The sequence below is a fragment of the Nonomuraea rubra genome (genome assembly GCF_014207985.1).
Taxonomy (GTDB): Bacteria; Actinomycetota; Actinomycetes; order Streptosporangiales; family Streptosporangiaceae; genus Nonomuraea; species Nonomuraea rubra.
In genome coordinates this window covers 1,254,290-1,277,732 of the sequence record NZ_JACHMI010000001.1, presented here as the reverse complement: position 1 = coordinate 1,277,732, position 23,443 = coordinate 1,254,290, and the positions used below count along the sequence as shown (strand labels likewise).

The window sequence follows — 23,443 nt, the reverse complement described above, 5'->3', positions numbered from 1 at the left end:
CCCCGGGGGCGTTACCCGGCCGACAGGATGAGGCCGCTGGTGGGGACGCCGGTGCCGGCCGTCACGAGGACGTTGGTGACGTTCTGGAGCTGGTTCACCGCGGTGCCCCTGATCTGGCGGACGGCCTCCGCGATGCCGTTCATGCCGTGGATGTACGCCTCCCCGAGCTGCCCGCCGTGCGGGTTGACCGGGAGGCGGCCGTCCAGCTCGATGCCGCCGTCGGCGAGGAAGCCGGGTGCCTCCCCACGCCCGCAGAAGCCCAGCTCTTCGAGCTGGGTCAGCACGAACGGGGTGAAGTGGTCGTACAGGATGGCCGTCTGGATGTCGGCGGGAGACAGGCCCGAGAGCTCCCAGAGGCGGCGCCCGACGACGGACATCTCCGGCAGCCCCGTCATGTCGTCCCGGTAGTAGCTGGTCATCATCATCTGGCCGGCGCCCGCCCCCTGCGCCGCGGCGGCGATCACGGCCGGGGAACGGCGCAGGTCGCGGGCCCGTTCGGTGGAGGTGACCACCAGCGCCACCGCCCCGTCGCTCTCCTGGCAGCAGTCGAGCAGGTGCAGCGGCTCCACGATCCACCGGGACACCTGGTGCTCCTCCAGCGTGATCGGCCTCCCGTGGAACCAGGCGGCCGGGTTCGTGGCCGCGTGCCTGCGCATGGCCACCGCCACGCGGCCGAAGTCGGCGGAGGTGGCGCCGTAGGCGTGCATGTAGCGCCGCGCGAACATGGCCACCCACGCCGCCGGCGTCATCAGCCCGAACGGCACGTGCCAGCTCATCTCCAGCCCCTGGGAGCTGGGCTGCCCGGTGAGCCCCGCGTTCGGCTGGCCGAAGCGGCGGCCAGAGCGCTCGTTGAAGGCCCGGTAGCAGACCACGGTGCGGGCCGCGCCCGTGGCCACCGCCATGGCGGCGTGCGCGACGGTGCCGCAGGCGGCGCCGCCGCCGTACTCGACGCGGGAGAAGAAGGTCAGCTCGCCGATGCCCGTCTCCCTGGCGACGGCGATCTCCTGGTTGGCGTCCTGGCTGTAGGTGACCAGGCCGTCCACGTCGCCGGGTGACAGTCCGGCGTCGTCCAGCGCCGCGAGCACCGCCTCGGCGGCGAGTTGCAGCTCGGAGCGTCCCGACCGCTTGCTGAACTCGGTGGCGCCGATGCCCGCGATGGCCGTGCCGACTTGCCCTCCAGCGCTCACAGTCCCTCCCGCGCTCACTGGCCCTCCAGCGTGACGGTGCCGGTGGCGTGCTCGCCCAGGCTCACCCGGCCGCGTACCTCGACGGTGAGCCGGGCGCCCTCGCCCGCGACGACCGTGCCGCTGAAGGTCAGGCGGTCGCCGGCGTACGCGGGCACGCCCAGCTTGACGTCGATGCTCCTGATGACGGCCTCGGGGCCCGCCCAGTCGGTGACGTAGCGCTCGACCAGGCCCATGGTGGTCAGGATGTTCAGGAAGATGTCCGTGGAGCCCTGGGCGCGGGCCAGCGCCGTGTCGTGGTGCACCGGCGTGTAGTCCATGGTGGCCAGGGCCGTGGAGACGACCATGGTGGGCGTGAGGTCGATCGACAGCTCTGGCAGCGCGTCCCCGATCATGGCTCCTCCGGCGCCCACATGGGCAGGACGAGCCGGTCGTCCATCCGGCGGTACGTCACGCGCAGCGGCATGCCTATCCTCACTTCCTCGACGGGGCAGTTCACGACGTTGCCCACGATCCGCACGCCTTCCGGCAGCTCCACCACGCCCACCACGAACGGGGTCTCCCTGCCGGGCACGGGCGGATGGTGGTGCACGACGTAGCTGAACAGGGTGCCCGTGCCGCTCGCCAGCCGGTACGCGCGCTCGGCCGAACGGCAGTGCGGGCACAGCGGGCCCGGCGGGTGGCGCAGCTCGCCGCAGTCGGCGCAGGACTGGATGCGTAGCTCGCCCCGGTTCACGCCCTCCCAGAAGAACGCGGTGTCCTGGTTGACGGCAGGCTGGAGCGGGTACGGCTCCGCGGCCTTCGCCGCCGGCGGGCGGAACTTCAGCACCCGGAACATCATGTCGGCGACCGGCTCGTCGTCCTCGGTGTACCAGGTGATGTTCCACGTGGCGAAGTAGCCGACGCCGAGCGCCGTCCGCTTCGGGCCCGCCAGGCCGGAGAACCTGGTGGCGGGCGTGAGGCGCTCGCCGACGCGGACGTAACGGTGGTAGGTCTGCTCGCAGTTGGTGGCCACCACGCCCGTGTAGCCGCTGTCGTTGAGCGCGCTCATCATGTCGTCGACCGGGGAGCGTTCCTTCTGCCCTCTGGACAGGCCCGGCATCGTCCACACCTGGGCCATCGCGGGCGGGGCCAGGCCCTGCTCCAGGTAGCGCGGGTTCTCGTCGCCCATGGCGGCCAGCCAGTGCCTGATCATGGGGACGTTCACGGGGTCGGCGGCCGGGGCGCCGCGCACCTCGCCCAGCGCCGTCTGCTTGCCGGCGAGCTCGTGCAGCTCCTCGTCCGTCATCGTTCTGCGCTCGGTGCCTTCGGTGCCTTCTGTGCCTTCGGTGCCTTCTGTGCCTTCGGTGCGTTCGGTGCCGTCGGTGGAGGCGGTGCGGTCGGTCATCGCGGGGGCCTCGGCAGGCTCAGGCCGAGCATGGCGATCAGCTCGCGCTGCACCTCGTTCACGCCGCCGCCGAACGTCAGCACCACCGCCCCCTTCACCCCGTGGTCGAAGCGTTCGAGCAGCTCGGCCGTCTCCGGGTCCGACGGGTCGCCGTACCTGGCCAGGACGTCCCCGACGATCCTGCCGATCTCCTGCATGCGCTCGGAGCCGTAGATCTTGGTGGCCGACGCGTCGGGGGCGCCGAGCCAGCCGAGGTCCATGTTCGCCGCCACCTGCCAGTTGAGCAGCTCGTTCGTGCGGAAGGCCGCCCACACTCTCGCCAGTGCCCGCCGTACGTCGGGCTCGGCGTCCAGGCCGGTGCGGCGGGCCCAGGCGCGGAAGCGGTCGTAGGTCTGGCCCAGGTTGCCCGCGGGGCCGAGCGTGACGCGCTCGTGGTTGAGCTGGTTGACGATCAGGTCCCAGCCCCGGTCCACCTCGCCGACCACCATGTCCACCGGTACGCGCACGTCGGAGTAGTAGGTGGCGTTGGTGTGGTGGCGGCCGTCCATGGTCACGATCGGGGTCCACGAGAAGCCGGGGTCGTCCGTGGAGGCGATCATCATGGTGATGCCCTTGTGCTTCTTGGCCGTGGGGTTGGTGCGGGCGGCGAGCCAGATGTACTGGGCGTAGTGGGCGCCGCTGGTGAAGATCTTCTGGCCGTTGACGACGTAGTGGTCGCCGTCCAGCACCGCCGTCGTCCGCAACGAGGCCAGGTCGGTGCCCGCCTCCGGCTCGCTGTAGCCGATCGCGAAGTGGCACTCGCCGGCCAGGATGCGCGGCAGGAAGTGCTCCTTCTGCTTCTCCGTCCCGTACTGCATGAGCGTCGGCCCCACGGTCTGCACCGTGATGATGGGGTACGGCACCCCGGCCCGGGCGATCTCGTTGGCGAAGATCTGCTGCTCCAGGGGGCCGTAGCCGCTGCCGCCGTACTCCTTGGGCCAGCCGAGGCCCAGCTTGCCGTCGCGGCCCAGCCGGCGGCAGTGCTCCATGTACGCCCCGCCGAACGGATCCTCAGCGATCTTGGCGCGGTCCTCGGCGGTGAGGCAGGCCTGGAAGTACTCGCGCAGCTCGTCGCGGAGCCTGCGCTGCTCGGGGGTGAGGTCGATGAGCATCAGACGAGCGCTCCGATCAAGTCGAGCTGGGCGTCGGCGCCGCCGAGCAGCTGGGACAGGTGCCTGGCCTGGGCGAAGTAGCGGTGCAGCGGGTAGGTGACGTCGAGGCCGAGGCCGCCGTGCAGGTGCTGGCAGGTGTAGAGGGCCCTGGACGCCTCGCTGACGTGGTACGCCGCCAGCGCCAGGTCCTCGTCCGCCGGCAGGCCCTCGCCCAGCCGCCAGACGGCCGACCACATGGCCACGTCCAGCGCCCTGGCGGCGATGTAGACGTCGGCGATCTGCATCGTCACGGCCTGGAACTCGGCCAGCGCCCGCCCGAACTGCTTGCGCTGCTTGATGTAGGCGGTCGTCAGCTCCAGCGCGCCGGCCAGCACCCCGCTCGCCTGCGCGGCGACGGCCGCCATGAGGATCCGCCGCGCGTCTGTGACCGCCTCCTGGCCCGCCACCCGCTCCGCCGGGGTGCCGTCGAGCACGATCGTGGCGGCGGGCTCGCCCGTGGAGGTGTACTCGGCCGCCGTCGCGGGCTCCCGCACCAGGAACAGGCCCTCGTCGGCGGTGACCAGCACCTCGGCCGAGGGGTAGGGCACCGAGACCTTCCGCCCGCTCAGCACCCACCCGCCTTCCGATGCCGGGCTCGCGGGGGCGGGGCGGGCGGTGGTCGTGGGTGGGTCGGCGAGGGCGCGGGCGGGCTCGCGGAGGGCGAGCGTGAGGCGGCCGGCGAGGCGGCCAGCGAGGTGGCCAGCGAGGTGGCCGGTGCGGTCGCCGGTGTGGTGGTGCTGCCGGCCGGAGGGGGCGTGGCGGGCCAGGAGCAGGGTGGCGGCCAGGGTGGGCAGTGCGGGCACCATGGCGGCCCGGGCGCCCGCCTCGCGCAGCACCACGGCCATCTCCACCGGCCCGAGCCCGGCCCCGCCCGCCTCCTCCGGCACGCACACGTCCATCAGCCCGGCCTGCCGCAGCCGCTCCTCGCCGCCGTCCTTGGCGAGCACCTCCGCGGCCAGTTTCTTCAGATCCTGTTGGGTTTCGTCCAGGTTGAAATCCACTACGTCTCCAAGAGGTGTTGCCTGCCGTGCTGTACGAACTCCTCCTCGATCCCCTTCACGTCGGCCTCCGTCAGCAGCCGCAGCCCGCCGGGGCCGCGTACCCACACCGGGTCGGTGGTGCGCCAGGCGTCCCTGGCGAGGTGCCGCTTGATGACCTTGTGCGAGGCCGTCTGGGGTAACTCCCGGCACAACCGGACGAAGCGGGGCAGGGACTTGGCGCCGAGGTCCCGGCGCGAGGCCAGGAACGCGGCGAACGCGACCGGATCAAAGACTCCCGACCCGGCGGCTCCCGAGGCAGGGGCTCCCGGGGCGGCCGCCGCCGGATCCGGGGTGGCTTCCAGGACGAGGGCCGCCATGACCTGGTCGCCGGCCGCCGGGTCGGGCACCGGGTACACCGCCGCCTCCACCACCCCGCCGAACTCGCGCAGCGCCGCCTCGATGGGCGCGACCGCCAGGTTCTCGCCGTCCACGCGCAGCCGCTCGGTGCCCCGGCCGGCGAAGAACACGTAGCCGCCGGCGTCCGCGTAGGCCAGGTCACCGGACCAGAACGCGCCGTCCCTGATCCGCTCGGCGTCGGCGTCCGGGTCGTTGTAGTACCCCTCGAACAGGCCGAGCCCGGCCGTGTTGACCAGCTCGCCGATGGCCTCGTCCGGGTTGAGCAGGCGGCCGTCCTCGATCCGGGCGGGCGGGCAGGGGCGGGTGGTGAGCGGGTCGAGTATCCGCACGCCCTCGGGCAGGCGGCCCAGGCAGCCCGGGGGCCCGGCGGGGTCGGGGGTGAGCGAGATGGCGGTCTCCGTGGAGCCGAACGCGTCGATGACCAGGCATCCGAACCGCTCCCCGAACCTCCTGACGGCCACCGCGCTGCCCTCGTTCCCGAACGCGATCTTGAGCGGGTTGGCGGCGTCGTCGGGCTGTTCCGGGGTGGCCAGGACGTAGGAGAGGGCCTTTCCGACGTAGTGGAGGTACGTACAGCCGTATCGCCTGATGTCGGGCAGCAGGCCCGAGGCCGAGAAGCGCCGCCGCAACACCAGCGCCGCCCCGGACGCGACGGCGGGGGCGTAGGCCGCCATCAGCGCGCCGGAGTGGAACAGCGGCATCGAGCAGTAGACGGCGTCCTCCGGGGTGAGCATCGCCGCCAGGCTCACCCCGGGCACGGCCAGCTTGCGCTGCGTGATCCGCACGGCCCGAGGACGCCCGGACGTGCCGGAGGTGAAGATCAGCATCACGAGGTCCCCCGGAGCCGGCGCAACGCCCTCCGACCGCACGCCGGCCTCGGCCGAGGCAGCCCCCGACACGGCAGCCTCCGAGGCGAGCGGGAGCGACGGCACGCGCAGCGCCTCAGACACCGCCCGCGCGGTCCCGCCGCAGGACTCGTCCGCCAGGACCAGGTCCACGTCGGTGGCGCGGGCGTCGCGGATCAGCTCGTCCACCGACCGGGTCGGGTTCAGCGCCACGACCACGTGCCCGGCCAGCGCCGCGCCGCCGATCAGGACGACCAGCTCGGGAACGTTCTCACCGAGCACCCCGACGTGCGTCCCCGCTCCTCGCGCGGACAGCCGCGCCCCGGCGGCCCGGCAGGCCGCGACGTGCTCGCGCCACGACCACACCCTCCCCTCGTGCACCAGCCCCGGCCGGTCGTCCTCGGCCCGGGCGAGCAGCAGGGAGGCGAGCGTGTCCGCGGTCATCGCTCCTCCAGCAAGCGCTAGGTAAGCCGACTCGCAAACTAGAACAGATTCTAATTGCTGTCCAGTATCCACTCCTTGGGATAAGTCCAGATATATCCGTGTAACGCCGGAGACATGGGCCAATACGGCTCGTTTGTGACCCGCGAGTAACAAGCCGCGTAATCGAGAAATCAGATAACGTGTTCTTATGCGTACCACGCAGCCCGCCATCACCGCGCCCCCGAGCGAGACCGAGGGACCCTTGGAAAGCCACCCCGCGCCGGGCGGGCACAGCGTCCGTACGCGCAGCCAGCATCAACGTCGCAAGCGCATCGTCCAGGCCGCCGCCGCGCTCGCCTCGCGGGGCGGCGTGGAGGCCATGCAGATGCGTACGGTGGCCGAGCGCGCGGGCGTGGCGCTTGGCACGCTCTATCGATACTTCCCGTCCAAGATGGACCTCGTCGTGGCCGTCGTCGGCGAGGAGATCGACCTGCTGGAGAGCAGCATCGAGCGCCGCCCGCCCGGAGCCGCCACGCCCTCCAGCCGCGCGGTCGACGTGCTCATGCGGGCCACGCGGGGGCTCATGCGCGAGCCGGAGCTGGCCGACGCGCTGATCCGGTCGCTGATCCTGGCGGAGGTGCAGACCCCGTTCGGCGACCGCATGACGGGGCTGCTGCTGCGCGTCTCGGCCGACGGGCTGTCGCTGGAGGAGGCCAGCGAGGAGCAGCTCGACCTCGCGGGGTCGCTGTCCAGCGTGTGGGTGCAGGAGCTGCTGGAGATGCTGCGCGGCCGCCGTACGTATGACCAGATCCAGCGCCGCATCGAGACCGCCGCCGCCCGCCTGCTCGCCGACATCTGAGCTTCCGCGCCCGACCACTCGTTACGGCTTCGCCCCCCACCCGCCGCCGCACTCCGGCCGGGGGCCTTCCAGGAACACGGCCGCTGAACCCGTCAGTGGCGAGCCGCCGTTACGGCGCGCACAGTGGGCCGTCGGCGTGGCCGGGCCTCAGCCCTGACGCTCGTGACCGGGCCCCAGCCCCGACGCTTGTGGCCGGGCCTCAGCCCTGACGCCCCACGAACTCGGCGACACCCTCGTAGTGCCCCTGCGACGCCTGCCCCGCCGGCTCGTACTCCAGGAGCAGCAGGCCGCTCGGCGTCGCCTCGTGGCGGACCAGGCGCAGGCCGGACGTGGCGCCCTGGCCCGACAGGAGGCGCCGGCCGGTCCGCAGCACGGTGGGAGCGATCACGAGGCGGAGGGTGTCGATCAGGCCCGCCGCCAGGAGCGTGTCCCCGAGGCGGGCGCTGCCGTGGATCTGCAGCTCCCGCCCGGGCCGGGCCCTGAGCGCGGTGACCGATCGGACCGGGTCGCCGCCGAGCACGGTCGTGGGGTGCCAGGTGCCTTCGGTGAGGGTGTTGGACACGACGTACTTCGGCAGGGTGTTCATCCGCGCGGCGTACGGGTCGGCGGGGTCGGTGATCTTCGGCCAGTCGCGGGCGAACGCCTCGTAGGTGCGCCGCCCGAACAGCAGGCCGTCGGCGAGGTCGAGCCACTCGGAGGTGCGCCGGACGAACGTCTCGTCGAGGTGCGGCACGAGCCAGCCGCCCCGGGTGAAGCCGCCGGTGGTGTCCTCGTCGGGCGAGCCGGGGCCCTGGCTGACGCCGTCGAGCGTGACGAACTCGGTGAGGGTGATCTTCACGGGGTCACCGTGCCTTCGGCCAGGGCGGCGAGCTGGGCGGTGACCGTGCCCCAGCCGTCGGCGAAGCCGAGCTTCTCGTGGCGGGCGCGGGCCTCGGGGTCGCCGTGCCGGACGAGGATCCGGTAGGCGGTGCCGTCGGGGTGGTCGTCCAGCGTGACGGTGGCGGTCATGGCGACCGGGTCGGGGTTCGCCGGGCGCCAGGTGCTGGTGATCGCGTTGGTGAACACGAGGCGTTCGAGCTCGTCCACGGCGAGGAAGCAGGCGTCCAGGTGCGGGGCGAACGCGGCGCCGCCGTCGCTCAGCCGGGTCACGAACGCCCCTCCCGGCCTCGGGTCCAGCCGGTCCACCCGGCAGCGGGACGGCGCGGGGACCCACCACCGTTCGAGCCTGGACGGGTCGGTCCAGGCACGCCAGACGGTCGCGCGCGGGGCGCGGATGACGCGCTCCAGAACCAGGTCGAGATCGGGATTCACCGGTTGTTCTCCTCCGGGTCGGTGACGAACTGTTCGAGGCGGTCGGTGCGCTCCTCCCAGATCCGGCGCTGCTCCGCGAGCCAGTCGTCGACGAGGGCGAGGCGTTCGCGGTTGAGCACGCACGTGCGTACCCGGCCGGACTTGAGCGTGCGGATGAGCCCGTTCGACTCGAGCGTGCGCACGTGCTTCATGAACGAGGGGAGCGTCATCGGGAACTCGCGGGCGAGGTCGCCGACGCTTGCGGGCCCGTGGCCGAGGCGCCGGACCACGGCGCGCCGGGTCGGGTCGGCGAGGGCGACGAACACGCCGTCCAGTTGCGCCGAATACTGTGCCATGAGGCTAAGTATTGGGAGCGGCGAAGGTAAGCGCAAGGGCTAAGTTTCGTGTCGGCTTGTCAAAGGATTCGAGTTTCTGTCGGTGGCGGGGGCTATACAGGGTGGTATGACCGACAAGCCGACGAACGAGGATTTCCTCCGGCTGGCTGATCCGATGCGGCGCGAACTGCTGGCGCACTGCTACCGCATGATGGGTTCGGTGCACGAAGCCGAGGACCTCGTGCAGGAGACGTACCTACGCGCGTGGCGCGGCTACGAGAACTTCGAGGGGCGCTCGTCGCTGCGCACCTGGCTCTACCGCATCGCCACCACCACCTGCCTGACCGCGCTCGACAGCCGCTCCAGGCGGCCACTCCCGACCGGCCTCGGCGCGCCGAGCCTCGACGCGAGCGCGCCCCTGGTGCAGGACGGCGAGGTGCCGTGGCTGGAGCCCGTGCCCGACACGCTGGCGGGCGTGACCGGCGACGACCCCGCCTCCATCGTGACCTCGCGCGAGAGCATCCGGCTCGCGCTGATCGCCGCGCTGCAGCACCTGCCGCCCCGGCAGCGGGCCGTGCTGATCCTGCGCGACGTGCTGAAGTGGAAGGCCGCCGAGGTGGCCGAGGCCGTCGGCACCTCCACGGCGGCGGTCAACAGCATCCTGCAGCGGGCCAGGGCGCAGCTCAGCGAGGTGTCGCCGAGCCTCGACGACCCGGTGGAGCCGCTGACGCAGGAGCAGCAGGCGCTGCTCGACCAGTACGTGGCGGCGTTCGAGAACTATGACATCGACGGCCTGGTGGACCTGTTCACCAAGGACGCGGTGTGGGAGATGCCGCCGTTCGTCGGCTGGTACCAGGGGCCGGAGAACATCGCGAGGCTCGTCGCCACGCGCTGCCCCGCCGAGCAGGCCGGAGATCTCAAGCTGGTGCCCATCGGGGCCAACGGCCAGCCGGCCTTCGCCGTCTACCACCGCCGCGGCGACGTCTACGAGCAGTTCGCGATCATGGTGCTGACGTTCTCCGGCGAGCGGGTCGGCCACGTCGGCATGTTCTTCGAGGAGACGCTGTTCGAGACGTTCGGGATGCCGGCCAAGTGGGAGGGTTCCGAAACAAAGTAGAACGCGTTACAGTCGCGCCAGAGCGTCGTTCTGGAGGCGGCCATGGGCACACCGGTAATAGTCGAGGCCGTTCGCACGCCCATCGGCAAGCGGGCGGGATGGTTGTCGGAGCTCAAACCGCAACAGGTTCTGGCCGCGGCGCTGAACGGGCTCGTCGAGCGCGCGGGGCTGGATCCCGGGGCCGTGGAGCAGGTCTTCGCGGGCTGCGTGACCCAGGCCGGCGAGCAGGGCGGTCACGTCGGCCGCCACTCGTGGCTGTACGCCGGGCTGCCGTACCAGGCGGGGGTCACCACCGTGGACGCCCAGTGCGGCTCCTCCCAGCAGGCGGTGCACCTCGCCGCGGCGATGATCGGCGCGGGCGTGATCGAGGCCGGCGTCGGGTGCGGGGTCGAGGTGATGAGCCGGGCGCCGCTGGGCAGCAACGTGCGTCCTGCCAGGCCCAGGCCGGACGACTGGAGCATCGACCTGCCCGACCAGTTCACCGCCGCCGAGCGGATCGCGCGGCGGCGCGGGCTCACGCGCGAGCGGCTCGACTGGTTCGGGGCGCGGTCGCAGCAGCGGGCCGGCAAGGCGTGGGCCGACGGGCGGTTCGAGCGGGAGATCGTGCCCATCGGCGACGTCCGCAGGGACCAGGGCCTGCGCGAGACCACCGTGGAAGGGCTGGCCGGGCTGAGGCCGGTGGTCGAGGGCGGGCTGCACACGGCCGGCACCTCGTCGCAGATCTCCGACGGCGCGGCGGCCGTGCTGGTGATGAGCGAGCAGGCGGCGCGGCGGCACGGGCTGCGGCCCAGGGCCAGGATCCTGGCGCAGGCGCTGGTCGGGGCCGAGCCGTACTACCACCTGGACGGGCCCGTGGAGGCCACGGCACGCGTGCTGGCGGCGGCCGGCATGGCGATCGGCGACATCGACAGGTTCGAGGTGAACGAGGCGTTCGCCTCGGTCGTGCTGTCCTGGGCGAGCGTGCACGAGCCCGACCTCGACCGGGTGAACGTCAACGGCGGCGCCATCGCGCTCGGCCACCCCGTGGGTGCCACGGGCGCGCGGCTGATCACCACGGCGCTGCACGAGCTGGAGCGGTCGGACTCGGCGACCGCGCTGGTCACGATGTGCGCGGGCGGCGCGCTGGCCACGGCCACCATTCTTGAACGCATCGGCTGATCAGGTATCCGATCGCCGCATCCGGCGCTCGGAGCACGTACGCACTCATCTCTCGGGGGGCACATGAAGTCCAGGCGCAGGCCGTACGCCGAGCAACGGCCGCAGGGCCTCGGCGGCGGGGTGTGGAGCGTGCCGGTGCCGATCCCGGGCAACCCGCTCGGCTACACGCTCGTCTACGCCATCGAGTCGCCCCGGGGCCCGGTGCTGGTCGACGCCGGCTGGAACCATCCCGACGCCTGGGAGGCGCTCAGCGGCGGCCTGGCCGCGGTCGGGCTGGACGTGAGCGCGGTGAGCGGGGTGGTCGTCACCCATTTCCATCCCGACCACGCCGGGCTGGCCGGGCAGGTCAGGGAGGTGGCCGGCGCCTGGATCGCCATGCACGAGAGCGACGCGGCGCTGGTCAGGCTCATGACCGAGTACGCCGGCAGCAAGCACGAGGCGTTCCAGGCCGACATGCTCAGGCGGGCGGGGGCCGACCCCGGCGAGGCCAGGCAGGTGGCGGGCGAGCGCCCGTCCCCGCCCGCGCTGCCGGACCGGGAGCTGCGTGACGGCGACCTGGTGGACCTGCCGGGCCGCAAGCTGCGCGCGGTGCACACCCCCGGCCACACGCCGGGGCACATCTGCCTGCACCTGGAGGACGCGGACCGGCTGTTCACCGGCGACCACGTGCTCCCCGACATCACCCCTCATGTCGGGATTTATCCGTACGATCGGGACGACATCGATCCCCTGGGCGACTTCCTGGAGTCCCTGGACCGCGTGGGCGACCTCGGACCGCTCGACGCTCTCCCCGCACATGAGTGGATATTTCCTGATGTGGCCGCACGCGCCGCTCAGATCCGCCACCATCACGAGGAGAAACTCGAACGGCTGCGCGCCCTCCTGGACCAGCGGCCGCAACCGCTGACCATCTGGGAGGTCGCCGCGATGATGACGTGGAACAGGCCGTGGGACGAGCTGCCGCCCCCGCTGAGGGGCATGGCGGCCGGCGAGGCCGCGGCGCACCTGCGCACCCTGGAGGCCAGGGGCCAGATCCGCCGCCTCCCAGGTGTCGATGCCGTGCGCTTCCACGCTCTAGACTCCTAGACATCCGATGTCTAGGGAGAAAAGCGTGGCGGTCACCGATGCGGCCATCGACAAGATCAAGCAGATGATCCTCTCCGGCGAGCTGGCGCCCGGCGACCGGCTGCCGAAGGAGGCCGACCTCGCCGAACGGCTCGGCCTGTCACGCAACTCGTTGCGCGAGGCCGTACGCGCGCTCTCGCTGATCAACGTGCTGGACGTGCGGCAGGGCGACGGCACGTACGTCACCAGCCTGGAGCCGCGGCTGCTGCTCGACACCATGTCGTTCGTGCTCGACCTGCACAGGGACGACACGGTGCTGCAGTTCTTCGAGGTGCGCAGGATCCTGGAGCCGGCCGCCACCGCGATGGCGACGGAGCAGATGACCGACGCCGACATCGCCGAGCTGCGCGTGATCCTGGAGTCGCTGCCCGAGCGGCCCACCGTCGAGGAGCTGGTGGCCAACGACCTGCAGTTCCACCTCCGGATCGCGCAGGGGTCGGGCAACAGCGTGCTCTGCTCGTTCATCGAGAGCCTGTCCGGGCCGACCACCAGGGCGCGGATCTGGCGCGGGCTCACGCAGGAGGGGGCGATGGACAAGACGCGGGAGCAGCACACCGCGATCTACGAGGCCATCGCCGCACGCCAGGCCGACGTCGCCCGCTCCTGGGCGACCGTGCACGTGGCGGGCGTGGAGTCGTGGCTGCGCCGGGCGCTGGAGCTCGACTGACGCCGTACGCACACATCGGAGGGCTGCGCTCCGCGAACGTTCGCCGGGGCGCGGCCGCCTCGTGGGCGTGCCGTACCGGCTCGTGATCGGGGAGAGCACGAGCGGGTAGTACCGGTTCTGTGTCCGACAAACTCTCGAAATACCGGAGCAAACGCGACCCGAAACGTACCCCAGAGCCCGTCCCCGACGCCCCCTCCTCCTCCCCCGATGGGAACGCCTTCGTCATCCAGGAGCACCACGCCCGCTCCCTGCACTGGGACCTGCGCCTGGAACGCGACGGCGTGCTCGTCTCCTGGGCCGTCCCCAAGGGCCTGCCCGCCGACCCCGGCACCAACCACCTGGCCGTGCACACCGAGGACCACCCCATGGAGTACCTCACCTTCCACGGCGAGATCCCCCAGGGCGAGTACGGCGGCGGCACCATGACCGTCTGGGACACCGGCACGTACGTGACGGAGAAGTGGTCGGATCGCGAGGTCAAGTTCGTGCTGCACGGCGAGCGGGCCTCCGGCCGGTTCGTGCTGTTCCAGACGCGCGGCAAGAACTGGATGATCCACCGCATGGGCTCCGCGGTCCGCGACCCGTTCCCGTCCGTCTCCCCCATGCTCCCCACCGAGCGTGCCAAGCCGCCGAAGGACGCCTCGGCGTACGCCTTCGAGTTCGCCTGGGGCGGGCGGCGGCTCCTGGTGCCCATCGACGGCGGCCGCACGGACGCCGCCCGCGAGCACCCGTGGCTGCGCGGGCTGGCGGAGTCGTTCGGCAGCCGTACGGCGGTGCTGGACGGGGAGGTGGCCACCCTCGGCGGCGCGGAGATCCTCGTCTTCTACGACCTGCTGTACGACGACGGGCGGTCGCTGGTGGCCGAGCCGTACACCGTGCGCCGGGCCGCGCTGGAGGCCCTGGACCTGACCGGAGCCCACTGGCAGACCGCGCCGTCCTGGCCCGGGGAGGCGGGCGCGGTGCGGCGGGCGGCACGCGAGCAGGGCTTGCCGGGGGTGGTCGCCAAGCGGCTGGACTCGCCGTACGAGCCGGGGCCGTCGAAGGCGTGGCTGTTCATCGGGTCCTGAACGGTGGCGACCATCGCGTCACGAGAGTAGCGACCATTGCGTCACAAACCATGCGACCAATTCTTCATGGGGTCAGCGGCCGATGCACCACAGACCTGTGTCATGCTGCGAATATGGCCAACACTCCTCTGGGCGACTTCCTGCCTCGGCATGCGGAGAGAGCGGTGGTGGAGGCGCTGGGCGACACGAGAGTCGTCCTCGTCAACGGCGCCCGCCAATGCGGCAAGAGCACACTGGTGCGCCGGCTCGCGAAGGGCAGAACGGCAGAATGGCGCGACCTGGACGCCGCGGTGACGAGGCAGGCGGCCCTGACCGACCCGGACGGCTTCGTGGCGTTCCCCGAACTCATGGTGATCGACGAGATCCAGCGAGCACCTGAGCTCCTGCTCGCGATCAAGGCACAGGTAGATCACGATACGAGGCCCGGTCGTTATCTACTCACCGGATCGTCCCGGCTGCTCGATCTCAAGGACCTTCCCGACACGCTGCCGGGCAGGATGGAGACGATCGAACTGTGGCCGTTCGCCCAGGGCGAGATCGACGGCACGGCCGACCGCTTCGTTGACGCGATCTTCGCGGAGGGACCCGCGTTGCGGCACTACTCCGAGATCACCCGCACCGGCTACGCCGACAGGCTGGTCCGCGGCGGCTTCCCTGAGGCGGTCGCCCGCGATAACGTCCGCCGCAGGGGGCGATTCTTCGACTCCTACGTCGGTGACCTGATCGCGCGGGACGTACGGCAGCTTGCCCAGATCGAGCGCGGCCCCGACATGCGGGCGCTGGTCCGTCTCCTGGCAGGGCGTTCCGGCCAGTTGCTGGTCGCGAACGCCTTGAGCACTGAGCTCGGCGTGCCCGCGAGCACCGTGAGCCGCTATCTCGTCCTGCTCGAAGAAGTGTTCCTGATCAAGCGGATCCCGGCATGGTCGAGGAATCTGACCAGCCGTGCCATCGCCACGCCGAAGGTCGGGTTCGTGGACTCGGGTGTGGCGGCGAACGTGCTGGGCACCGACGCCCGCGGGCTCGTCCGCCCCGGTGGCGCGTTCGGGCCGCTGCTCGAAGCGTTCGTGCTCATGGAGCTCGCCCGCCAGCTCACTTGGTCCGATGAGCCGGCGGACCTGTACCACTACAGGACCAAGGACGGCGCCGAGGTGGACGCGGTGCTGGAGAACCGGCAGGGACGCGTGGTGGGCATCGAGGTCAAGGCTGCCTCCACCGTGCGCGCCGAGGACTTCAAGGGGCTCAAGCACCTCGCTGACCGGCTCGGGGACGACTTCGTCGCGGGCGTGGTCCTCTACACCGGCACGCAGACTCTCCCGTTCGGGGACCGGATGAGGGCCATGCCGGTCGGCGCGCTGTGGGAGGTCGGGTAGGGCCGTCGAGGCGACGGCCCTCGCGATCCCTACGTGGCTGCCAACAGCCCCTCCCTCTCCAGGTCCGCCCACAGCCCCTCGGGCACCGGCCGCGACCACAGGCCGGCGTTCCGCCGGACCTCCTCGGGCGTGCGGGCGCCCAGGACGATCGTCGAGATCGCCGGGTGGCGCAGCGGGAACGCCATGGCCGCGTGCGGCAGGGTGACGTCGTGGCGCTCGCAGACCCGGGCGATCCTCGTGGCACGGTCGAGCAGCTCCGGCGGCGCCGGCGCGTAGTTGTAGGTGCCCGACGGCTCGTGGGTGGCCAGGATGCCGCTGTTGAACACCCCGGCCGCCAGCACCTGGACGCCCCGCTCGGCGCACTCCTCCAGCAGGGGCAGGCCCGACTGGTCGAGGAGCGTGTAGCGGCCGGCGAGCATGACGACGTCGATGTCGGTCTCCTGGACGAAGCGCAGCGGCGCCTCCCACTGGTTCATGCCGACGCCGATCGCCCGCACCCGGCCCTCGGCGCGCAGCTCGGCCAGTGCCGGGGCGGCCTCGGCGATGGCCTGGTCCACGTGGTCGTCCGGGTCGTGGATGAGGGCAATGTCCACGGCCGGGAGCCCCAGGCGTACCAGGGAGTCGTCCAGGGAGGCGCGGACGCCGGCCGGCGAGAAGTCCCACACCCGCTCCAGGTCGCCGGCGACGTCGAAGACGTCGTCGTCGCGGCCGTCGCCGGACGCCCTGGGCCGCAGCAGGCGGCCCACCTTGGTGGACAGCAGGTAGCCCGACCGGCCGGCGAGCGCGGCGCCCAGCCGGCGCTCCGACAGGCCGAGGCCGTAGTGCGGCGCCGTGTCGAACAGGCGCACCCCGCTGTCCCAGGCCGCGTCCACCGTGGCGCGGGCCTGCTCCTCTGCGACCTCGTCGTAGAGGTTGCCGATGGGTGCGCCGCCGAAGCCGTGGCGGGGCAGGTCGATGGGCATCAGTCTTGTGCCTTTCCGCCCGCGATCCGGCTGATCATGAGGGCGATGAGGATGATCGAACCGTAGATCACCGGCTGCCAGAACCCGGAGACGCCGATGAGGGTGAGGATGTTCTGGACGAGGCCGATCACGAGCACGCCGGTGAGCGCGCCGAGGATCGTGCCCTTGCCGCCGTCCATGCTGACGCCGCCGATGACGGCCGCGGCGAACACCATGAAGATCCAGCCGACGCCCTGGTTGTTGCCGATCGCCCCGAGTCGTCCGGTCTCCAGGATGCCGGCCAGCGCCGCCAGCGTCCCGCCCAGGATGAAGACGCCGTACAGGACCCGGTCCACCCGGATGCCGGCGGCGCGGGCGGCGTCGATGTTGCCCCCGATGGCGTACAGCGCGCGGCCGAGCCTGAGGTAGCCGAGGCCGAAGATGCCGGCGGCGAACAGCAGGCCGGCGATCCAGATGGCGGCCGGGAGGCCGAGCCACATGGCGCTGCCCAGGTAGAGGATCGATTCGGGGAGCTGGAACAGCGTCTTGCCCTCGGTCGGGCCCTGGAGGAACCCGTGCACGATGATCAGCATGGCCAGCGTGACGATGAACGCCGAGAGCTGGAACCTGATGATCAGGAAGCCGTTGAACGCCCCGATCGCCGCCCCGATGAGCAGCGCCAGCGGGATCACCAGCGCCCCGGGCAGCCCGAGGCCGAACCCGCCCGCCGCCACCGGGACCACCAGCATCACCGCGATGGCCGGCGCGGTGCCGACCGTGGACTCCAGCGAGAGGTCGAACTTGCCGGCGATCAGGATCATCGCCTCGGCCAGCACGAGCAGCGAGATCGCCGCCTGCTGCTGGAGCACGTTCGTCAGGTTGCCCGCCGTCAGGAAGGTCGGGTCCAGGAACGCGCCCACGATCAGCAGGAGCACGATCACCGGCACGAGCGTCAGGTCGCGGAACCTGGCCAGCTTCAGCCGGGGGGCCGGCGCAGTCAAAGTCGTCACTCTTCCATGCCTTCCATCACGGCCACGAGCTCGTGGTCGGTCCAGCCACGTGGCACGTCCTTCACCACCCTGCCGTGGAACATCACCAGCACCCTGTCGCAGATCCGCAGGTCGTCCAGCTCATCGGAGACCACCACGGCGCCCGCCCCGCGCTCGACCGCGTCCTCGACGGCGCCGAGCAGGGCCTGCTTGGCCTTGACGTCCACGCCGGCGGTCGGGTTGATCACCACCAGCACGGTCGGGTCGTCAACGAGCGCCCGGGCGAACACGACCTTCTGCGCGTTCCCTCCGGACAGGTCGCCGACCGGCTGGTCGGGGCCCTCGGTCTTGACGTCCAGCGCCTCGATCATCTGCTCTGCCTTGGCTCGCCGCCTGCCCGGGGAGACCAGGCCGTAGCGGCCCAGCTTGCGGGCGATCGGGAACGTGGCGTTCTCCCCCACCGAGAGCAGCGGGACGAAGCCCTCGTGGTGGCGGTCCTCGGGCACGAACCCGAGCCCGGCCCTCATGGCGGCGGGCACGTCGCCGGGCTTGACCCGGGTGCCGTTCACCGTGACGGTGCCGGTGTCGGGCCTGCGCAGCCCGACCAGGGTCTCGGCGAGGCCGACCTTGCCGCTGCTCGCGGAGCCGGCCAGGCCGACGACCTCGCCTTCTTTGACGGAAATATCGATATTCGCGTATCGCCCTGCCAGGCTGAGGCCGGCGCCCTGCAGCACCACCCGCTCGCCGGGCGTGTGCTCGCGCGCCTCGTACGCCGCCGTCGCCTCCCCCGTCATCGCGGCCACCAGCTCGTCGTGCGGCAGCTCGGCGACCGGCCTGGTCAGGACGTGCCGGGCGTCGCGGAAGACGGTGACGCTCTGGCAGATCTCGTAGACCTCGTCGAGGTGGTGCGAGATGTACATCATCGTGACGCCCTGCTCGCGCAGCGACCGCATGCGCGTGAACAGCCGCTCGATGGCCGGGCCGTCCAGCCGCGCGGTCGGCTCGTCCAGGATGATGAACCTGGCCCCGAACGACAGCGCGCGGGCGATCTCCACGAGCTGGCGCTGCTCCACGCCGAGGTCGCCGGCCAGCGCCTGCGCGTCCACGTCCACCTCGTACGTGTCCAGCAGCTCGCGCGCCCTGGCCCGCAACGTGCGCCAGTTGATCATGGCGCCCTTGGCGGACTGGCGGTTCAGGAACAGGTTCTCGGCGACCGAGAGCGCCGGGATGATCGTGGACTTCTGGTAGACGCAGGCCACGCGCTGCCGCCAGGCGTCACGGTCGGCCAGGGCGGGCGCGGCCTCTCCCGAGAACCGCACCTCGCCCTCGTCCGGTCGCTGCAACCCGGTCAGGATCGACACGAGCGTGGACTTGCCCGCGCCGTTCCTGCCGACCAGCGCGTGCGTCTCGCCCTCGGCGATCGCGATCTTCGCGCCGTTGAGCGCGGTGGTCGGGCCGAAGCGCTTGACCACGTTCCGGGCTTCGACGTGCATGTTCATCTACTTGACCTGGTTGCCCCAGAGGGCCTTGTCGTCCACGTTCTCCTTGGTCACCAGGGGCGCGGGGAGCTGGTCCTCCAGGCCGTTCGGGAGCTGGATGATCGTGCTGTCGTGGTCCGTCGGGCCCGGCTTGAACGTCTTGCCCTCCGCCGCGGCCTTGGCGTAGAAGAGGGCGTACTTGGCGTACAGGTCGGCCGGCTGCGACACGGTCGCGTCGATGTCGCCCTTGCGGATCGCCTCGAACTCCTGGGGGATCCCGTCATTGGAGATCACGAAGATGTGCTTGGGGTCCTCCGGCGGGACGAGCAGCCCCTTCTGCTTGAGCACCTGCAACGTCGGCGCCAGGTGGACACCACCCGCGTGCAGGTAGATGCCCTTGATGTCCGGGTTCTGCTCCAGGCGGGTCTGCAGCATGGACGCCGCCTTGCTGCCCTCCCACTCCGTCGGCTCGCTGAACACGGTGATGCCGGGGAACTTGGCCTTCATGCACTCCAGGAACGCCTCCGACCTGTCACGGCCGTTGATCGAGCTGAGCGCGCCCTGGAGCTGCACCACCTTGCCCTTGCCGCCGAGCTTCTCGCCGAGGAACTCGCACGCCTTGGTGCCGTACGCGCGGTTGTCCGCGCGCACGACCATGTAGACGTTGCCCTTGTCCGGACGGGTGTCCACGGTGACGACCGGGATCTTCTTGTTCTCCAGTTGCTGGAGCGTGTTGGCGATGGCGCCGGTGTCCTGCGGGGCCATGACGATGACCTTGGCGCCCTGGCCGGTCAGCGCCTGCACGTTGTTGACCAGCTTGGCCACGTCGTTCTGCGAGTTCGTGGCGGGCATGAGGTCCACCTTGAGCTCGCCGGCCATCTGCGGGACGTACTTGATGTAGGAGTTCCAGAAGTCGGAGTCGGCGCGCGGGTGGTCGATGCCGACCTTCCCGCCGCTTCCTCCTCCTGCCGTGGTGCCTGAGCCACACGCGGTCACGACCGCCAAGAGGGCCGCTGCCGCGACCGCCCGTCCGAACGTCATTTGGGGGGTTACCTTCCTTGAGTCGCTAGTTGGCGGGCCGGAGCCGGAGCCCCTGCATGCCGCCGTCCACCGCCAGCGCGGTGCCGGTGGTCGAGGCGGACTCGGGGCTCGCGAGGTACGCGATCGCCGCGGCCACCTCCTCCGCGGTGACCAGGCGGCCCATCGGCTGCCTGGCGTTGAGCGCCGCCCGCTCCGCCTCCGGGTCGTCGGCCGCGTCCAGCAGCCTGCCGACCCACGGCGTGTCAGCGGTGCCCGGATTGACGCAGTTGACCCGGATGCCCTCGCGGATGTGGTCCGCCGCCATCGCCAGCGTCAGCGACAGCACCGCACCCTTGGTGGCGCTGTAGAGCGCCCGCTGCGGCAGCCCCGCCGTGGCGGCGATCGAGCACGTGTTCACGATCGCGGCGTGCTCGGACCTCCTCAGGTACGGCAGCGCCGCCCGCGCCACCCGGACCATGCCGAGCACGTTGACGTCGAACACCTTGTGCCACTCGCTGTCCGGGTTGTCCTCGATGGTGCCCTGGGCCCCGATGCCCGCGTTGTTCACGAGCACGTCGATGCCGCCCAGCCGCTCGGCCGCCTCGGCCACCGCCGCCCGTACCTGCGCGTCGTCCGTGACGTCGGCCTTGATGCCGACGAACGGCTCGGCGGGCGGGTTCAGGTCCAGGCAGGCGACCGTCATGCCGCGCCCGGCCAGCGCCTGCGCCGCCGCCAGCCCGATGCCCGACCCGCCGCCGGTCACGACCGCCTTCAGACCCACGCCTGTCTCCTTCCCGATCATGATGCGCCGCCGTCCCTCCAGACCTCGCCGCCGGGGAACGTGTGGGCGGCGATCGACTCCGCGTGCATCTCCGCGCTGAACCCGGGCCTGGACGGAGCCACGTACCGGCCGTCGCGGATCACCACCGGGTCCACGAAGTGCTCGTGCAGGTGGTCGACGTACTCGATCACGCGGCCGTCCATGGTGCCGGTGACCGCCACGTAGTCGAACATCGACAGGTGCTGCACCAGCTCGCACAGCCCGACCCCGCCAGCGTGCGGGCACACCGGCACCCCGAACTTGGCCGCCAGCAGCAGGATCGCCAGGTTCTCGTTCACCCCGCCGACGCGGGCGGAATCGATCTGCACGAACGAGATGGCCTCGGCCTGGAGGAGCTGCTTGAACACGATGCGGTTCTGCACGTGCTCGCCCGTGGCCACCGGCACGGGGGCGATGCCCCTGGCGATGGCGGCGTGCCCGAGCACGTCGTCCGGGCTGGTCGGCTCCTCCACCCAGTGCGGCCTGAACTCGCGCAGCGCGTTGACCCACTCGATGCCCGAGCCGACGTCCCAGCGCTGGTTGGCGTCGATCGCGATGGGGAAGTCCGGCCCGCACACCTCGCGCGCCACCCTGAACCGCCGCCTGTCGTCCTCCAGATCCGCGCCGACCTTCAGCTTGATCTGCCCGAACCCCTGCTCCATCGCCTCCTTGCAGAGCCGGCGCAACTTCTCGTCGTCGTACCCGAGCCAGCCGGGGGACGTGGTGTAGGCCGGGTAGCCCTCCTGGATCAGCCGCTCGATGCGCTCGGCCTTGCCCGCCTCGTTCCTCTTCAGGATCTCGAGGGCCTCGTCCTTCGTCAGCGCGTCGCTGAGGTACCGGAAGTCGATCAGCTCGACGATCTCCTCCGGCGGCATCTCCGCCAGCAACCGCCACAGCGGCCTGCCCGCCCGCTTCGCCTTGAGGTCCCACAGGGCGTTGACCACGGCGGAGATCGCCATGTGCATGACGCCCTTCTCCGGGCCCAGCCAGCGCAACTGCGAGTCGCCCACCATGTCGTGGTAGAGCGCGCCGAGGTCCTCGACGTCCTTGCCGATCACGTACGGCTCCAGGGCGCTGATGGCCGTGGTCTGGATGTCGTTGCCGCGGCCGATCGTGAACGCGAACCCGTGGCCCTCGTAGCCGTCGTCGGTCCTGAGGACCACGTAGGCGGCGGAGTAGTCGGGGTCGGGGTTCATCGCGTCGGAGCCGTCCAGCTCGCGGGAGGTCGGGAACCGCACGTCGTGCGTCTCCATCCCCACGATCCGGTACGCCCCCTGACCGGAACCCGCACCCTCCACGGAACCCGCACCCTCGGCGGAACCCGCACCCTTCGTGGGACCTGTACTCTCGGCGGAACCCGCACCCTCGGCGGGGCCCATCACGCCGGTCATGCCTGACCCACCGTCTGACGCTGCCGCCCGAGACCCTCGATCTCCAGCTCCATCACGTCACCGGCCCGCAGGTACGGCTGTCCGGCCATCCCCATCGCCACCCCGGCCGGCGTACCGGTGTTGATCACATCACCGGGCTCCAGCACCATGAACTGGCTCAGGTAGCGCACGACCTCGGCCACGTCGAAGATCATGTTCTTGGTGTCGCCGTCCTGCCGCAGCTCCCCGTTCACCCAGAGCCGCATCGCCAGGTTCTGCGGATCGCCCACCTCGTCGGCCGTCACCAGCCACGGGCCCAGCGGGTTGAACGTCTCACACGACTTCCCCTTGTCCCACTGTCCACCCCGCTCCAGCTGGAACTCCCGCTCGGAGACATCGTTGGAGATCGCGTACCCGGCGATCACGCCGAGCGCCTCCTCCCGGCTGCCGAGGTAACGGGCCCGCTGCCCGATCACCACGGCCAGCTCCACCTCCCAGTCGGTCTTCACGCTGCCACGGGGCACGAGCACCTCGTCGTACGGACCGACCATGGTGTTGCCGGCCTTCATGAACACCACAGGCTCGGCCGGCACCGCGGCCCCGGACTCGGCGGCGTGATCGCTGAAGTTCAGGCCGATGCAGACGATCTTCCCGGGGCGCGCGACCGGCGCCCCGATCCGCGCCCCTCCGGCCTCGACGACGGGCAGCTCACCCCGCGCCAACGCCTCGCGAACCCGCGCCACTCCCCCGGACGCGAGGAAGGCCCCGTCGATCTCGCTCTCCCCGATGTCGCGCAGATTACCGGCGTCATCCATGACCACCGGCCGCTCCTGGCCGACGGGTCCAACTCGCAGCAGCTTCACACCGCACCCTTCTCATCGATACATCGGATGTCTCGTTTCAAGATGCTCGTGCTGGTGGACGGAGTGTGTCAAGGGGCAACAAGACGGATACATCCGATCCGTAACCACGAAACACTCCCATAATGCCCGCGACCTGCCTGTGAACCCACTTAACCATCCAAGGTTTCGCCGTTCACGCAGCCGAAATCCCCTCCTCCCATACATCGGACCACAACCCTCCGACTCCCCACCCCAGACCAAATCCCCCCACACCGCCACAACAAGGGCAGCACACCACCCAAAGGGCGAGGCCGATGCTGCGTGGCCCCGCACCGCCCTGCACCACCTCGCACCCTGCACCACCTCGCACCCTGCGCCATCCCACGCGCGCTGCACCGCCTCACGCACTGCGCCGCCTCATGCCTCACGCCATCCCACGCGTGCTGCAGCGCCTCGCGCCGCCCCGCACTGTCTCGCGCAACCTTCCCCGCGGTACGTCGCGCCGCCCTCCTCACCCTGCGGCCACGCCCTGCCACCCCCCTGCCGCCCTGCCGCCTTGCAGGACGGCA

At 71.2% G+C, this 23,443-nt stretch carries 23 protein-coding genes; 7 read left to right on the top strand and 16 right to left on the bottom strand.

Annotated features, from left to right (window positions below; translation table 11 throughout):
- Positions 1-11: 11 nt before the first annotated feature.
- The 6 genes from HD593_RS05930 to HD593_RS05905 are packed head-to-tail and all read right to left on the bottom strand — an operon-like array spanning position 12 to position 6,447.
- Positions 12-1,187, bottom strand: coding sequence for a lipid-transfer protein (locus HD593_RS05930; protein ID WP_185101135.1), 1,176 nt, complete (start codon positions 1,185-1,187; stop codon positions 12-14).
- A 14-nt stretch (positions 1,188-1,201) separates the two neighbouring features.
- Positions 1,202-1,579, bottom strand: coding sequence for a MaoC family dehydratase (locus HD593_RS05925; protein ID WP_185101134.1), 378 nt, complete (start codon positions 1,577-1,579; stop codon positions 1,202-1,204).
- Complete coding sequence (locus HD593_RS05920; RefSeq protein ID WP_246546336.1) at positions 1,576-2,571, bottom strand: bifunctional MaoC family dehydratase N-terminal/OB-fold nucleic acid binding domain-containing protein; 996 nt, start codon at positions 2,569-2,571, stop codon at positions 1,576-1,578. The genes HD593_RS05925 and HD593_RS05920 overlap by 4 nt, the downstream gene beginning before the upstream one ends.
- Positions 2,568-3,722 carry an acyl-CoA dehydrogenase family protein gene (locus tag HD593_RS05915; protein WP_185101133.1) on the bottom strand — a complete coding sequence of 385 codons (1,155 nt, stop codon included), beginning with the start codon at positions 3,720-3,722 and terminating at the stop codon, positions 2,568-2,570. The genes HD593_RS05920 and HD593_RS05915 overlap by 4 nt, the downstream gene beginning before the upstream one ends.
- Positions 3,722-4,762, bottom strand: coding sequence for an acyl-CoA dehydrogenase family protein (locus HD593_RS05910; RefSeq protein ID WP_185101132.1), 1,041 nt, complete (start codon positions 4,760-4,762; stop codon positions 3,722-3,724). Before HD593_RS05910 ends, HD593_RS05915 begins: the two co-directional genes overlap by 1 nt.
- Positions 4,762-6,447: an AMP-binding protein gene (locus tag HD593_RS05905; RefSeq protein WP_185101131.1), complete on the bottom strand. Its 1,686-nt coding sequence runs from the start codon at positions 6,445-6,447 to the stop codon at positions 4,762-4,764. Before HD593_RS05905 ends, HD593_RS05910 begins: the two co-directional genes overlap by 1 nt.
- Before the next feature lie 187 nt (positions 6,448-6,634).
- Here HD593_RS05905 and HD593_RS05900 point away from each other — a divergent pair, with 187 nt between their 5' ends.
- Positions 6,635-7,285, top strand: coding sequence for a TetR family transcriptional regulator (locus tag HD593_RS05900; RefSeq protein ID WP_246546333.1), 651 nt, complete (start codon positions 6,635-6,637; stop codon positions 7,283-7,285).
- A 199-nt stretch (positions 7,286-7,484) separates the two neighbouring features.
- Here HD593_RS05900 and HD593_RS05895 read toward each other — a convergent pair whose 3' ends face one another.
- Genes HD593_RS05895 through HD593_RS05885 form a run of 3 tightly spaced genes read right to left on the bottom strand, consistent with a single transcriptional unit; the run spans position 7,485 to position 8,931 of the window.
- Complete coding sequence (locus HD593_RS05895; protein ID WP_185101130.1) at positions 7,485-8,123, bottom strand: dihydrofolate reductase family protein; 639 nt, start codon at positions 8,121-8,123, stop codon at positions 7,485-7,487.
- Positions 8,120-8,596 carry an SRPBCC domain-containing protein gene (locus tag HD593_RS05890; protein ID WP_185101129.1) on the bottom strand — a complete coding sequence of 159 codons (477 nt, stop codon included), beginning with the start codon at positions 8,594-8,596 and terminating at the stop codon, positions 8,120-8,122. The genes HD593_RS05895 and HD593_RS05890 overlap by 4 nt, the downstream gene beginning before the upstream one ends.
- Positions 8,593-8,931 carry an ArsR/SmtB family transcription factor gene (locus tag HD593_RS05885; RefSeq protein WP_185101128.1) on the bottom strand — a complete coding sequence of 113 codons (339 nt, stop codon included), beginning with the start codon at positions 8,929-8,931 and terminating at the stop codon, positions 8,593-8,595. Before HD593_RS05885 ends, HD593_RS05890 begins: the two co-directional genes overlap by 4 nt.
- 106 nt (positions 8,932-9,037) lie before the next feature.
- On the opposite strand from HD593_RS05885, the gene HD593_RS05880 reads away from it, so the two are divergent.
- The 6 genes from HD593_RS05880 (at position 9,038) to HD593_RS05855 (ending at position 15,414) form a co-directional block, all read left to right on the top strand.
- The gene (locus HD593_RS05880) at positions 9,038-10,027 is read left to right on the top strand and encodes a sigma-70 family RNA polymerase sigma factor (RefSeq protein WP_185101127.1); all 990 of its coding nucleotides are present in this window, start codon (positions 9,038-9,040) and stop codon (positions 10,025-10,027) included.
- A 42-nt stretch (positions 10,028-10,069) separates the two neighbouring features.
- A complete protein-coding gene (locus HD593_RS05875; RefSeq protein WP_185101125.1) occupies positions 10,070-11,185 on the top strand; it encodes a steroid 3-ketoacyl-CoA thiolase in 1,116 nt (371 codons plus the stop codon).
- 63 nt (positions 11,186-11,248) lie between these two features.
- Entirely contained in the window at positions 11,249-12,271 is a 1,023-nt protein-coding gene (locus tag HD593_RS05870; RefSeq protein WP_185101124.1) for an MBL fold metallo-hydrolase, read from the top strand.
- Positions 12,272-12,296: 25 nt separating this feature from the next.
- A complete protein-coding gene (locus tag HD593_RS05865; protein WP_185101122.1) occupies positions 12,297-12,977 on the top strand; it encodes a FadR/GntR family transcriptional regulator in 681 nt (226 codons plus the stop codon).
- A 119-nt stretch (positions 12,978-13,096) separates the two neighbouring features.
- Positions 13,097-14,044 carry a DNA polymerase ligase N-terminal domain-containing protein gene (locus HD593_RS64230; RefSeq protein ID WP_185101121.1) on the top strand — a complete coding sequence of 316 codons (948 nt, stop codon included), beginning with the start codon at positions 13,097-13,099 and terminating at the stop codon, positions 14,042-14,044.
- 113 nt (positions 14,045-14,157) lie between these two features.
- On the top strand, positions 14,158-15,414 hold the full coding sequence (locus HD593_RS05855; protein WP_185101119.1) for an ATP-binding protein: 1,257 nt from the start codon (positions 14,158-14,160) through the stop codon (positions 15,412-15,414).
- Between the two features lie 29 nt (positions 15,415-15,443).
- Here HD593_RS05855 and HD593_RS05850 read toward each other — a convergent pair whose 3' ends face one another.
- The 7 genes from HD593_RS05850 to HD593_RS05820 all read right to left on the bottom strand — a co-directional run bounded on the left by HD593_RS05850 (position 15,444) and on the right by HD593_RS05820 (position 22,847).
- Entirely contained in the window at positions 15,444-16,376 is a 933-nt protein-coding gene (locus HD593_RS05850) for an aldo/keto reductase (protein ID WP_185101117.1), read from the bottom strand.
- Entirely contained in the window at positions 16,376-17,365 is a 990-nt protein-coding gene (locus HD593_RS05845) for an ABC transporter permease (protein ID WP_312903369.1), read from the bottom strand. The genes HD593_RS05850 and HD593_RS05845 overlap by 1 nt, the downstream gene beginning before the upstream one ends.
- Positions 17,362-18,837 carry a sugar ABC transporter ATP-binding protein gene (locus HD593_RS05840; RefSeq protein ID WP_246546330.1) on the bottom strand — a complete coding sequence of 492 codons (1,476 nt, stop codon included), beginning with the start codon at positions 18,835-18,837 and terminating at the stop codon, positions 17,362-17,364. Before HD593_RS05840 ends, HD593_RS05845 begins: the two co-directional genes overlap by 4 nt.
- A 6-nt stretch (positions 18,838-18,843) precedes the next feature.
- Positions 18,844-19,863 (bottom strand): sugar ABC transporter substrate-binding protein, encoded by a 1,020-nt coding sequence (locus HD593_RS05835; protein WP_185101112.1) that lies wholly within the window; start codon positions 19,861-19,863, stop codon positions 18,844-18,846.
- Between the two features lie 25 nt (positions 19,864-19,888).
- Positions 19,889-20,623 carry an SDR family NAD(P)-dependent oxidoreductase gene (locus HD593_RS05830; RefSeq protein ID WP_312903368.1) on the bottom strand — a complete coding sequence of 245 codons (735 nt, stop codon included), beginning with the start codon at positions 20,621-20,623 and terminating at the stop codon, positions 19,889-19,891.
- 17 nt (positions 20,624-20,640) lie between these two features.
- Complete coding sequence (locus HD593_RS05825; RefSeq protein WP_312903367.1) at positions 20,641-21,960, bottom strand: L-fuconate dehydratase; 1,320 nt, start codon at positions 21,958-21,960, stop codon at positions 20,641-20,643.
- Positions 21,961-22,049: 89 nt separating this feature from the next.
- Entirely contained in the window at positions 22,050-22,847 is a 798-nt protein-coding gene (locus HD593_RS05820; RefSeq protein ID WP_221525636.1) for a fumarylacetoacetate hydrolase family protein, read from the bottom strand.
- Positions 22,848-23,443 lie beyond the last annotated feature (596 nt).